Source organism: Chryseobacterium tagetis (assembly GCF_016735585.2).
GTDB lineage: Bacteria > Bacteroidota > Bacteroidia > Flavobacteriales > Weeksellaceae > Chryseobacterium > Chryseobacterium tagetis.
On record NZ_JAERSE020000002.1, the window covers coordinates 270969 to 284229 of the forward strand.

Here is a 13261-nt window from a genome sequence, read left to right on the forward strand (position 1 = left end):
ATGAAAATTTCCATCATCATCCCTGTTTACAACGCCGAAAAATATGTTGCACAAGCCGTAGAATCTGCATTACAATTTGATGAAGTTTCTGAAGTTATTTTGGTGGAAGACCAATCTCCCGACAACGCATTGGAAGTCTGCCAAAACCTTGAAAAAAAATATGACCGCGTAAAATTATTTCAACATCCGGATAAAGGGAATCACGGAGCCGGAGCAAGCCGAAACCTGGCTATCGAAAAAGCAACAGGAGATTTTATTGCTTTTCTTGATGCTGATGATTATTATCTTCCCAACCGATTTGATGCTGAGAAAAAATTATTTGAAGATCAGAAAGTAGATGCTGTTTACGGAGCTTTAGGAGTACATTATTATTCTGAAAAAGCAAAAGAGCAGTATTATCCATTGTTTGGTGACCGTCTTACCACTGTTTATAAAAAATATGATCCTATAGATGTACTTCCGGGTATGCTGAATATGAAAGGAAGTTTCGGGCTTTTCAGTATTGACGCACTTACTTTGAGAAGAAAACCTTTACTGGAAAAAGTGCAGCCCATTTTTAAAACCCATCTCAGATTGCATCAGGATACAGAATTTTTATTCAGAAGTTCATACTATCTCAATTTTTATCCCGGAATTCTGGATCAGGCAATTGCAATGAGAGGAGTTCATGAAAGTAACCGAATTACCCAGGTAGACTCCAAGAAAGTAAAGCCTTCCATAACGAGAGTGATGCTTTGGAAAGAAGTAAACAAATGGGCAGAAAACGAGCCTGCAATTCCTCAAGACATCAAAATACATATCAAAAGAATGTACAGAAGCTGGGAAATAGCCAATTCTCCTTTTCTAAAAAAATGGGGAATGATCTTTAAATATCTGATCACGGATTATAAAAGTATCCGATCAGGACTTTACAATATTAATTTCCGTAAAGAGCTTTTTAATTATTGATTTGCGCGGATAGAATCTGCAATCTGTGAAGAAAAAATCTTTCCCGATTCTTTATACATATGGTTCCCGTCTGTGTATAAATATTTGTCATAGGAAGTAGAAAAATCAAAGAATTTAATACTGTTCTTATTGGCAATTTCGTTCATTAATTTACTAAAATCCGGATACTTTTTATTCTCAATTTCAGTGATTGATTTTGAAGCAGGAATTCTTACAATAAATACTTTTCCTTTCGGTTTAAGATAGTTTATCATTTGTTTGAAAGCCAATATTCTTTCTGCTGATAAATTATTTTCTGCTGCTAATTTATTATAAAATTCAATTTTATTTTTTTCTCTTACCGCAACCGAATCTTTGTTCATATCAACATTTACTTCAAGCCATCCGTTTTTATGAAGATAGGTATTCGATTTTCCTGTTTCTTCTCTTTCCAGATAGATTTTAAACCAGCTTCTTGAGTAATTTTTCAGGAGATATTCATAATTGGGAGACCAGTTATAAAAGTGCATATTTTTTAGCGGAGAATGTTCTTCCGGATATTCTTTTTCACTTTTTACATTTTTATTGAGAGATAAATTCCACGGATCTACGGTTAAAATAAAAACACCATTTTTCGTTTCCGGATCCAGCTTTCTTTTCAATGCTTCCAAATAGATTTTTCCATACGGCGATTCTACAACATTCAGCGAAAAATTATCAAATGCTCCCGATAATTTAGCCTGCAAAACATCGGGAATTACAGCCTGTGAACCTCTTGAGTCTCCTAAAATAATATTTTGAGGCTTTGGAACGGCAAAATGCCTGTAATTATCATCCGTATTTCCATCAGCAAATGTTCCTAATACACAGAAGAGAAGGATAATTCCTAAAAGATAGAGCGATATTTTTAATAAGAATCTTTTCATTTTAAAACTGGAAATAAATAAATTCATTATTCCCGAAATTCGCATATCGGATAATTATATAAATAAAACACACATATAAAGCTCTTCTCAGCCACGGATTAAATCTTTTAATTTCTAACCCATGAAATTGGCTTCTGTTAATCCATTCAATCAAAAGCATGATTCCAATTAACGCAAAAACCTTAGTCGGAAAAGGATTGGACAAATGCAGCTTTCCGGTACACATATTTTTTATATACATCAAAGCGTCGGAAACCGAATCTGCTCTAAAAAATATCCATGCAAAACAGGTAATGGCAAATGTAATAATCACCTGGAAAAACTCTTTTAAACTGGGAAGCAGTCTGCCTTTAGCAATCACTTCAAGATTCTGCCGATTGGTTTTTGCCAACAGAAGAGGAAGAAAATAGATCGCATTCAAACCTCCCCAAACAATAAAGGTCCAGTTCGCACCATGCCAAAATCCTGAAACGAGGAAAATAGCAAATGTATTCCTGATCTTCATCCACAATCCCCCTTTACTGCCTCCTAATGGAATATAAAGGTAATCTCTGAACCATGATGAAAGAGAAATATGCCACCTTCTCCAAAATTCGGCAATATCTCTCGAGAAATACGGAAAAGCAAAGTTTTTAAGCAGTTCTATTCCAAATAGTCTGGAAACTCCCAAAGCAATATCAGAATATCCTGAAAAATCTCCGTAGATCTGAAAAGCAAATAAGATCACACCTAAAACAAGAGTAACAGAACTTTCTGAATGATAATTATTAAAAATCTCATTCACCAGAGGAGCACAGTTATCTGCAATCACCATCTTTTTAAAAAAGCCCCAGAGAATCTGCCGCAATCCATCTGTTGCCTGCTCATAATTAAAAGTTCTTTTCCTCTGAATCTGTGGCAAAAGATGGGTTGCTCTTTCAATCGGTCCTGCAACCAGCAATGGGAAATAGCTTACAAATACTGCATAATCTACAAAATTCTTCTCGGAGGAGATTCTCTTTTTATATACATCAATGACATACGAAAGACCATGAAATGTATAAAATGAAATTCCGACCGGAAGAACGATGTTCAGAAGCCATATATTTGTTTTCATCCCGAAACCATTCAGCAGGTCAGCAAAGCTTTCGATAAAGAAATTATAATATTTAAAGAATCCTAAAAATCCGAGATTGATGGCGATACTGATGGTCAGCCAGATTTTTGCTTCATGCTTACCGGAACTATTTTCAATTTTAATCCCTGAAACATAATCTAACAATATGGAAAAAAGCAGAAGAAACATAAATCTCCAGTCCCAACACGCATAAAAATAGAAGCTTGCAAAAAGAAGCAACATATTCTGATACTGAAATTTTTTATGAAAAACGAACCAATAGAGTATAAATACAATCGGTAAGAAGATCAAAAAACTGAATGAATTAAACAGCATATATTATGTTTCTAAAAAACTAATCTTTTTAAAAGTAATCATTTTAATTTGATTTTTCTCAAAAATTCTCTTGCCGGGCTTTCGATAATCTGATAAAATAAAGCGGAACAAAGAAGCAGAAAAACCATATAAATTCCAAACATGATATTAATATCAAAAATGTATTTTTTCCAGACCAGCTGTCTCAAAATATACAGAACAGGAATATGGGTAATGTAAATCGCATAACTGATCTCGCCTAAATATTCCAACGGTTTTAAAGCAAATATTTTCGTTAAAAGACCATTGTTACGAGAAATCAAAATAATAAGCGGGATAAACAAAACACCCATTAATCCATTATGGAAAAATAACGGAACGAATATTAAACACAATAAAATCGCTATAAAAACAAGGCTTATTGAAAAATCAAAATCTTTTTGCCGATGATTTTTAATAAAGAACAATCCGGCAAGATTACCTATCAAAAACTCGTTAATATGAAATAACGGGAAATAAGTAATAAAATCGTGACTTTCCGTATGAGGTCCTTTGTAAAAGCCCGAATTTATATACAGATTCGAAAAAACCTGCGTAACGATCCAGATCAGAATAGTGATCACCCAGATACTTTTATTCTTTTTCGAATACAGATAATTGTAAAGAAAAGGAAACAGCAAATAGAATAAAAACTCAACGGAGATCGACCAGCCCGGAAAATTTAACACCATTGCTTTACCGGGAATCCAGCTCTGCAACCCAAAAAGGTACAGAAGAATATCCGTAAACATAAATTTTTCTTCCCGGGTAAACCAAAGAAGCAGCAAACCAACTACATACAAAGGATAAATCCTGGCAAATCTATTCCGGTAATAATCTCCGTAACCAATTTTTTCTTTTTTATGATATGCAACAATCATAATGAAACCTGAAAGGATAAAAAAATAACTTACCCCAACATTGGCTCTCAGAAAAACTTCAGAGAGATACGGAATTTTATAGAGAAATACATCTTTATTGAAATGCGAGATCACAATTGCCAATGCAGCAACAAATCGCGTAAAAGTAATCTGAGTAATTTTCAAAAACCTGATCTTATTTTATAAAAACGCCCACATATTTTCCTTCAAATTCCACCACAGTTGTATCAATACCATTTTTCTCACAGAAATCCTGATAGGCAGAATTATCACCAATATCATCACTGATGAATACTCCGCCTTTTCTCAAATTGCGATAAAGCTCCTGATACGCCCAAACTCTTCCATCATAGCTTTTATCTGAATCATAATGAACCACATCAAAACTAGAAGTTTCGGTGAATATTTTTGGTAAAGATTCTTTATCTGCAAAACGGAAAAGTTTCCAGTTGGGTTTTAGATCTTCCGGAACGACATATCCTACATACTGATCTCCATTCTGACCAAGATAAGGCATATCAGAACTGTAAAGCGTTCCGTTTCTTTCTTTTAATGATAATAAAGCAGCCAGTGAAGACCAGCCATAAGCAACTCCTGTTTCTACAACGTTCTGAGCGTTTGAAAACTCACAGGCATAATAGATCAGTTCCAATGCTCCTGCTCCACCCATTTTAATAGGACATTCTTTTTCTCTTTCTTTTGCAGACTTCAAAACCTCCTGAAACTTATTCTGAAATCCTTCAGAATTCGCCCTAAAAAGTTTGGAAATAACCGCCTCCTGAGAGATCGCTTTAGAAGCTGCCCAAGAATTTGTTTTTTCCTTTCCTTTGAAAGCGTTGTTCCTGTTGATCGTATTTTTCAGGATTTTCCGTCCCAATTCTGGATAGAGATCTGGTCTTTTTAAATACCCGATAAATGTTTTTAAAACTCTTGTTATTTCACTCACTGTGTTTATTTTAATAGAACAAAAATAAAGATTTTCATTCAATTGCCTATTTTAAAGAATAATTATATTTTTGAAATAATCTTTTCACAAACATTAGTCTCTGAATGAAGTTCTCTATTCTCATTGCAAATTATAATAACGGAAGATTTTTTAAAAACTGTTATGATTCCATAATATCCCAAACATATCAAGATTGGGAGGCTGTAATTTTGGATGATGCTTCTACAGATAATTCTCTCGAAATCATTCATCAGATCATTGGCAATGACCAACGTTTTAAAGTATTTAAAAATGCTGAAAACAGCGGAGTCGGAATTACCAAAAGTAAACTGATAGAGTTCGCTACTGGAGAAATCTGCGGTTTTGTAGATCCGGATGACGCCATTACACCCAATGCGTTGGAATCAAGTATAAATGTCTTTAAAAAAGATAAAAATACGGTTCTCACCTATTCCAGTTTTATAAAATGTGATGAAAACCTGAAACCTATTGAAACATTTAAGTCTGGAATGCAGGTGATCAATAATGATCCTTATTTCTTTAATTGTCCTGTTCATATTGTACATTTTGTATGCTTCAGAAAAGAAGTGTATGAGCAGACCGAAAAGATCAATACAAGCATGAGAATTGCCGAAGACCAGGATCTTTACCTAAAAATGTATGAAAAAGGCAAAGTAAAATATATTAATGAGCCCAATTACCTCTACAGAAATCACTCCGGAGGAATTTCTCAAAATGACAACAGACCCAAATCCCGCGAATATTTTTCTAAAGTAATTTTCAATGCAATGAAAAGGAGGAATTTACAAACCATCAACGGAAAAGAAATTCCAGCCGAATATAGCAATCCGAAAGATATTTATGATCTTCTGGAATATCAGAATTCCATTTTTTACCGTTTAAAGAAAAAACTCAAAATATTCGTTCAACAATTATTGAACTAAGATGAAAAATAATAAAATAAAAGTTCTTTTCAGGCACCGTTCTATGGAAATGGGAGGTGTTGAAAAGGTGATATTAAGTATGCTGAACCATCTCGACCGTGAAAAGCTGGAGATGACGGTATGCCTGAATATCAATCAGGGGGAACTTCGTAATGAATTTCCCAAGCACGTAAGAAAAGTATATCTCGAAAAAGGAAAAGAAGATCTTTCAAAAAATTCTTTCCTCCAGAAAATTCAGCTTGCGAAAAGGAAATACAGCCTTCAAAAAGCCCAGAATAATCCGAAAATAGCAGATCAGCTTCTGAACGAAAAATTTGATGTGGAAATCGCTCCAACGTATGCTGCATTTTCATCGGTATTAAATTCTGTCAATAAAGATTCCAAAAAAATAGGGTGGTTTCATTCCGATATTACGCTGCCAAAACTTCAGCCTTTGGTTCCTGATATTTTAAAACAAATTCCGCAGTTTGATTATTTTATTTTCGGTTCTCAGCAAACCCGAGATATTTTTGTAGAAACCTATCCTGATCTTAAGCTTCCGCAAAACCAAGTGATCTTAAATGCGATTCCAATTGAAGAGCTGAAAGAAAAAGCAAAAGCTTTTCAGCCCGAGTTCCCGCAAAAACCGGTCTTCGCTTCCGTTGCAAGATTGCACAGCAGAAAAGGCTTCCACAAACTTATGGAAGCCCATGCAAGACTATTGAAAGAAGGATTTGATCATCATATCATCATTATTGGAGACGGCGAAGAAAAAGAAAACCTGAAGAAACAGGCACAGGAATTAGGCGTTACCGAAAGTTTTCAATTATTAGGTTCAATGCTTAATCCATATCCGTATGTGAAAAATGCCGATTTTTTCATTCTTCCTTCCGAATCAGAAAGCTGGCCATTGATTATCGCAGATTCACTGATCCTTCAAAGACCTATTATTTCAACCAATGTAGGTGGAATCCCTGAAATGATTGCTCATGGAAAAACCGGACACCTCATCAATTACGAAACCGAGGAAATGTATGGAGCCATGAAAAAATTCCTTACAGAACCCGAATATGTTTCCACCATTAAAGAAAATCTGAAAGATATCGAAAAACAGTTTGACAATCAGAAAATTTTTGATGCCGTTGAAAATATCATTACTAACTTAGTAAAAAAATAAAAATGATTTTTATTTACCGTCTGATTCTTAAAATTCACACTTCTTATCATCGGATGATAAAAAACGTCTATCTGAAAGTCTGCATTGCCAAAGGACTGAAAGTAGGAAAAAACGTACGTTTTGTAGAAGTTCCCGAATTTGGAACCGAACCTTTTCTTATAGAAATTGGTGATAGAACGACAATTTCCAATAATGTAAGATTTGTAAACCATGATGGCGGACAAAATACCCTTCATTTTTTTGAAAAATATAAAGATGTAAGAACTTTCGGAAGAGTAAAAATTGGCAAACAATGCTTTATTGGAGCAGATACCATCATCATGCCGGGTGTAGAAATTCAGGATAACTGTATTTTGGGAGCAGGATCAATTTTAACCTCTTCAATGCCTAAAGGAAGTATTTTTGCCGGTATTCCTGCAAAGTTTATTTGTACCATTGAAGAATATGGTGATAAATTATTAGCAAACAACGTGATGTACCCAAGAGAGCTTGAACTTGTACGTTCACAATTAGATGCCTACATCAAAGAACATCTCCCTCATACCTATAAACCTCTGAAATAAATGACAGAAAAGAAAAAGATCCTTATCCGGATAGGCTCTCTGCGACATGGCGGAGCTGAAAAAGTATTGGTCACTTTTCTTAAAAATCTTCCGGAAGACAAATATGAAATAGATCTTTTGCTTAATTTATATTCCGGGAAATACCTTAGCGAAGTTCCAGACTGGATTAATATCTTATATCTGAACAAAGGTGAAATGATCACCACCAACCGAATTCAGGATATACCTCAGAAAATCTACAGAGTCGTTTATCAGAACCTTTTGAAAGCTTTCCCTCAACTACTCTATCAGGGAATATTGAAGGGTAAAAAATATGATGTCGAATTTGCGGCTATTCACGGAATGCGTGACGAGATTTTAAATTCACCTTTAAAAAGCTCTAAAAAAATAGTCTGGATTCATAATGATCTCACAGAGGTAAAAGGCTACACCACTGATGAAATTAGAAAGTTTTTTGGCTTTGATAAGATCATGGTCATTTCAGAAAAGATTAAAGAAACCTTTCTCGGTCTGGCTCAAAACAAAACGGAAGAACAAAAAATTGAGAAAATCTACAACCCTTTAGATACAGATGAAATTTTAAATAAAGCCGAGAAACCGGCGCTCAATTATAGCTTTGATTCAAGCCTTCCAACGTTTATTTCGGTAGGAACAGTATTTCCGCAAAAAGGCTTTGACAGATTGTTGAAAGTACATAAAAGGTTGCTTGATGAAGGATTCAAACATACAATTCACATCGTAGGAAACGGCTATGATTTTGAAAATATCAAAAAATTAAAATCGGAATTAGGTGTTGACAATACTGCGACCATGCTCGGATTTACAGATAACCCGTATCCTTATTTTAAACATGCTGATTTTTATATTTTAAGCTCGAGATATGAAGGCTTTCCGACGGTTCTTTTTGAAGCGATCACTCTGAAAAAGAATATTATTGCCACAGAGGTTTCCGGTGTAAAAGAAATGCTGAATGACGGCGCAATCGGACTTATTGTTGAAAATTCTGAAGAAGGCATTTATTCCGGAATGAAAAAATCACTGGAAAATCCTGAATATTTTAATAGATATTCAGAAAATTTAAAAGAGTATACAATGCCATTCAGCTTACAGAACTCTGTAGATTCTATCATGAACATTATCGACAGGTTATAAATCATTTTTCCTTTATCTTTGTTCCAATGTCAAACTATTCAACCTTACAGAAAGATTTTTATCGGGAAAGCGGAAAATGGCTTTCTACTTTTAAAATATGGGCAAAATGCATCAATCCCAACCTGCATTTTATTTATATTTTAAGAAAAAATCAACAATTTGGAAAAGTTCCTGTTGTGGGATTTTTCTGGAGATTGGTCTTAAGGCATTTTCAGATCAAGTATGGTTTCCAGATCTATCCGGAAACCCAAATTGGAGAAGGTTTTTATCTTGGACATTGGGGAAGTCTCGTAATTAACCCTAAAACCATCATCGGCAAAAACTGCAATATTGCACAGGGAGTGACTATAGGACAACAAAACAGAGGCAAAAATGAAGGCTCTCCTGAAATTGGAAATGAAGTCTGGATTGGTCCAAATGCCGTAATCGTCGGAAATATAAAAATTGGGAATAATGTTCTGATCGCTCCCAATTCATATGTAAATTTTGACATTCCTTCTGATTCTGTGGTAACCGGAAATCCCGCAAAAGTTTATCCGAACGAAAATGCAACGGAAGGCTACATCAATTATAAAATATAAGCAAACTCAGTAGTGATTTTCATTTCTATTCATCCTTTGCTTCATTTCTTTTGTAATACAGTTTAAATTTTTATTGTAATTTTATGTTGCATTTTTGATTATTTAAGTCAGATAAGCAATTGTTATTCCTTAGTTTATCGCCTATTTATATGACTTTAAGCATATTTTAATATTAAACTTTGTTAAAACAACTTGCTTTATCTACAAAAATTATATTTTTGTACGATTATTGATTCGGTCTATTGAATTTGAAAATAAATTAAACAAAATAAATAGTTATTCACTTTTAAATTTTATTTTATGTCAAAATCATACGATGTTATTTTCGAAAACAACAAAAAATGGGTAGAATCAAAAAATGCAGAAAACCCAGCGTTCTTTCAAGAGCTTGCAAAAACTCAAAATCCTGAATTTCTCTATATTGGATGTTCAGATAGCAGAGTTACGGCAGAGGAAATGATGGGAATGCAGCCGGGAGAAGTATTTATAACGCGTAATATCGCCAATGTCGTAAATACTTTGGATATGAGTTCCACAGCTGTTATTCAGTATGCGGTAGAGCATCTTAAAGTGAATCACATTATTGTGTGTGGGCATTATAACTGCGGCGGTGTAAAAGCAGCAATGTCGTCTCAGGATTTAGGATTGATGAATCCTTGGCTGAGAACCATACGTGATGTTTACAGATTGCACCAAGCAGAGCTTGATTCTATTGAAGATGAAGACAAACGCTATGACAGACTTGTAGAGCTTAATGTACAAGAACAGTGCATCAACGTTATTAAAATGGCTTGTGTACAGGAAAGATATATCTTAGAGGAATATCCTGTTGTTCATGGCTGGGTTTTTGACCTTAGAACCGGAAAAATTATTGATTTGGAGATTGATTTTGAAAAAATCTTGAAAGACATTCAAAAAATCTATAATCTTACAGATTCTGACTGGGTGATGAGCCGAAAGAAAAAGTAATATTTTTCTAAAAAACAATGAAATGAAACTTTGGAGTATTATTACATTAATGGTTTTCTTAAACTTTACAGCACTACCGAGTATTGCTGCCGTTTTTGATTGGGACCTTCTCCAAACCAATGTAATAGTAAATGAAGAAGAGCCTCATTCTTCCTCATCCCCTTTTGTTATTTACGAAAAAACACTTCCAAAACCATTGGATGTTTTTGATTACCTCAGTTTTTTTGAACCTGATGTAAAAGGTAAATCATTCGTACTGATTGATGAAGATTTTCATCTTTCTCCCTTACTTACTATATTTTCTCCGCCTCCGGAAGCTTAATTTTTATCTTATACGTTTTTTATTGTCTTCATGCCTGCTTCAGGCATTGAACCGATATGCGCTTTAAAAATTAAATTTCCAATCTTTTCTATACCTGATTGTTCACAGCCAGTCAGCTATAGGTATACATTTTCATAGTATGAAAAACACATCTTTAATAGGAGGAATAAAGGAGAATTTCCCTTCAGGACTCGTTGTATTTTTAGTTGCACTTCCTTTATGTTTGGGAATTGCATTAGCATCCGGTGCTCCGCCATTATCCGGAGTTATTGCCGGGATTGTAGGAGGTTTAGTGGTCGGAATTTTGAGTAATTCTAATATTTCCGTATCTGGCCCTGCAGCTGGTTTAACAGCAATTGTTTTAACGGCAATCACTGATCTCGGTACATTTGAACTATTTCTTTGCGCAGGAATTATTGCCGGGCTTATTCAGTTAATTTTAGGCTTTGTAAGAGCTGGAAGCATCTCCAATTACTTTCCAAATAACGTTATTGAAGGAATGCTTGCGGCTATAGGAATCATCATTATCTTAAAACAAATTCCTCATGCATTGGGATTTGATAAAGATTATGAAGGGCACGAGTCTATTTTCGACAACGGTTTGAATTTAAAATATTTCGCTGAATTATTTGGAGCGCTTCATCTAGGAGCTATTATTGTAACTTTAGTTTCAATTGTCATTCTTTTGGCTTGGGACAAAATTCCTGCACTAAAAAGGATGAAAATGCTTCCGGGAGCATTAGTCGCGGTTGTTGTAGGTATCTTAGTGAATGAAGTTTTCAAAATGACAGGAAGTTCGCTAGCAATTGGATCTCAACATTTGGTTTCTTTACCTGTACCAAAGTCTATAGATGATTTCAAAAACTTTATTACTCTTCCTAATTTTTCAGGGTTTATGAATGGTAAAGTCTGGCTTACAGGTGCAACGATTGCCGTTGTAGCTTCTATTGAAACCTTACTTTGTATCGAAGCATCGGACAGATTGGATAAGCAGAGAAGAATTACGGATACCAATCTTGAATTAAAAGCTCAGGGGATTGGAAATCTGGTAAGTTCATTTATAGGAGGGCTTCCTATGACTTCAGTAGTCGTAAGAAGTTCCGCAAATGCCAATGCAGCGGCAACATCGAAAATTTCAGCAATAATTCACGGGGTTTTATTGTTAATTTGTGTACTTTCAATTCCGATGATTTTGAATTTAATTCCATTTGCTACTTTAGCAGCGGTATTGATTTTAGTCGGTTATAAATTGGCAAAACCTGCTACATTCAAACATTTCTGGCAGTTAGGAAAATTCCAGTTTATTCCTTTTGTGGCAACAGTAATTGCCGTAGTTCTAACGGATTTGCTGAAAGGGGTTGGAATTGGTTTAGCTATTTCCATTTTCTATATTCTTCAAGGGAATATGAAAAGAGCCTATTATCTAAGCAAAGAAAAATTAAATGATGCAGACGGAATTACTATTAAATTAGCAGAAGAGGTATCTTTTCTAAATAAAGCAGCTATTAAGAAGACATTAAAAAACATTAAATCTAAATCTAACGTGACCATTGATGCACGCGGAACTTCATATATCACGACCGATGTTCTGGAAATGATTCAGGATTTTGCCAACATCCGGGCAAAAGAAGAAAACATCAACGTGGAACTTATAGGTTTCAAAACATCATACAAAGATTATGAGACCAATCAGGATTCTCATGTTTTAATTACACACAGAAGAGCAATGTAAGCTCACAAATTATTATTTTTAACTTTTTAAATATTACATTCATTACATGAAAGCACATACATACGAAACCCAGTCAACAATTACTCCTGAAAAAGCATTAGAATTTTTAAAGGAAGGAAACCAAAGATTTGTAAACAATTTAAAAGCCAACAGAGACCTTTTGGAGCAGGTAAATGCTACCCGTGAAGGACAGTGGCCTTTTGCCGTAGTTTTAAGCTGTATTGACAGCCGTACTTCTGCAGAACTTATCTTTGATCAGGGATTGGGTGATATTTTCAGCGTCAGAATTGCGGGTAATTTTGTAAATCAGGATATTTTAGGTTCTATGGAGTTTGGTTGTAATGTAGCCGGATCTAAACTTATCGTTGTCTTAGGACATACTAAATGTGGAGCTTTAAAAGGAGGATTAGATGCAGCACAAATTGAAGGATTAGGAATGGACAACCTAAACCACCTTATCAATCATTTTGATCCGATTATTAAAAACGTAATTGAGGAAGGAGAGGAAAGATCTTCCAAAAACAGTTCACTTTTAGAAAGATTAAACCAACAAAATGTAAGAAGCGCTATAGAAGATATCCGTAAGCAAAGCTCTACGCTGAAAAACCTTGAAAAAGAAGGTAAAATCAAGATTGTAGGGGCAAATTACGATGTTGAAACAGGCGCCGTAACTTGGTTATAATTATATAAAAATGCTTTAAAAATATAGCGG

Annotated in this window: 14 protein-coding genes; 10 read left to right on the plus strand and 4 right to left on the minus strand. The window is 34.6% G+C overall.

What is annotated here, in order from left to right:
• Complete coding sequence (locus JI747_RS06575) at nucleotides 1-948, plus strand: glycosyltransferase family 2 protein (RefSeq protein WP_225687124.1); 948 nt, start codon at nucleotides 1-3, stop codon at nucleotides 946-948.
• Here JI747_RS06575 and JI747_RS06580 read toward each other — a convergent pair.
• From JI747_RS06580 to JI747_RS06595, 4 genes are read right to left on the minus strand one after another with little or no spacing between them, the layout of a single operon-like run.
• Nucleotides 942-1853, minus strand: a complete 912-nt coding sequence (locus JI747_RS06580; RefSeq protein ID WP_225687125.1) for a hypothetical protein — start codon at nucleotides 1851-1853, stop codon at nucleotides 942-944. The genes JI747_RS06575 and JI747_RS06580 overlap by 7 nt on opposite strands.
• A gap of 1 nt (nucleotide 1854) precedes the next feature.
• Nucleotides 1855-3285, minus strand: coding sequence for an MBOAT family O-acyltransferase (locus tag JI747_RS06585; RefSeq protein WP_225687126.1), 1431 nt, complete (start codon nucleotides 3283-3285; stop codon nucleotides 1855-1857).
• A 38-nt stretch (nucleotides 3286-3323) separates the two neighbouring features.
• Entirely contained in the window at nucleotides 3324-4349 is a 1026-nt protein-coding gene (locus tag JI747_RS06590; RefSeq protein ID WP_225687127.1) for an acyltransferase family protein, read from the minus strand.
• Between the two features lie 10 nt (nucleotides 4350-4359).
• On the minus strand, nucleotides 4360-5130 hold the full coding sequence (locus tag JI747_RS06595) for a class I SAM-dependent methyltransferase (protein WP_225687129.1): 771 nt from the start codon (nucleotides 5128-5130) through the stop codon (nucleotides 4360-4362).
• 104 nt (nucleotides 5131-5234) lie between these two features.
• Here JI747_RS06595 and JI747_RS06600 point away from each other — a divergent pair, with 104 nt between their 5' ends.
• From JI747_RS06600 to JI747_RS06640, 9 genes are all read left to right on the plus strand, one after another.
• Nucleotides 5235-6074, plus strand: coding sequence for a glycosyltransferase family 2 protein (locus JI747_RS06600; protein WP_225687131.1), 840 nt, complete (start codon nucleotides 5235-5237; stop codon nucleotides 6072-6074).
• A 1-nt stretch (nucleotide 6075) separates the two neighbouring features.
• Nucleotides 6076-7230, plus strand: a complete 1155-nt coding sequence (locus JI747_RS20520) for a glycosyltransferase (protein WP_225687132.1) — start codon at nucleotides 6076-6078, stop codon at nucleotides 7228-7230.
• Between the two features lie 2 nt (nucleotides 7231-7232).
• Nucleotides 7233-7793 carry an acyltransferase gene (locus JI747_RS06610; RefSeq protein WP_225687133.1) on the plus strand — a complete coding sequence of 187 codons (561 nt, stop codon included), beginning with the start codon at nucleotides 7233-7235 and terminating at the stop codon, nucleotides 7791-7793.
• On the plus strand, nucleotides 7794-8945 hold the full coding sequence (locus JI747_RS06615) for a glycosyltransferase (protein ID WP_225687134.1): 1152 nt from the start codon (nucleotides 7794-7796) through the stop codon (nucleotides 8943-8945).
• A gap of 26 nt (nucleotides 8946-8971) precedes the next feature.
• Nucleotides 8972-9526 carry a serine acetyltransferase gene (locus JI747_RS06620; protein ID WP_225687135.1) on the plus strand — a complete coding sequence of 185 codons (555 nt, stop codon included), beginning with the start codon at nucleotides 8972-8974 and terminating at the stop codon, nucleotides 9524-9526.
• Nucleotides 9527-9826: 300 nt separating this feature from the next.
• Nucleotides 9827-10495 (plus strand): carbonic anhydrase, encoded by a 669-nt coding sequence (locus tag JI747_RS06625; protein WP_225687136.1) that lies wholly within the window; start codon nucleotides 9827-9829, stop codon nucleotides 10493-10495.
• Between the two features lie 22 nt (nucleotides 10496-10517).
• Nucleotides 10518-10817: a hypothetical protein gene (locus tag JI747_RS06630; protein WP_225687137.1), complete on the plus strand. Its 300-nt coding sequence runs from the start codon at nucleotides 10518-10520 to the stop codon at nucleotides 10815-10817.
• A gap of 139 nt (nucleotides 10818-10956) precedes the next feature.
• Nucleotides 10957-12549 carry a SulP family inorganic anion transporter gene (locus tag JI747_RS06635; protein ID WP_225687138.1) on the plus strand — a complete coding sequence of 531 codons (1593 nt, stop codon included), beginning with the start codon at nucleotides 10957-10959 and terminating at the stop codon, nucleotides 12547-12549.
• Nucleotides 12550-12595: 46 nt separating this feature from the next.
• The gene (locus JI747_RS06640) at nucleotides 12596-13231 is read left to right on the plus strand and encodes a carbonic anhydrase (RefSeq protein WP_225687139.1); all 636 of its coding nucleotides are present in this window, start codon (nucleotides 12596-12598) and stop codon (nucleotides 13229-13231) included.
• Nucleotides 13232-13261 lie beyond the last annotated feature (30 nt).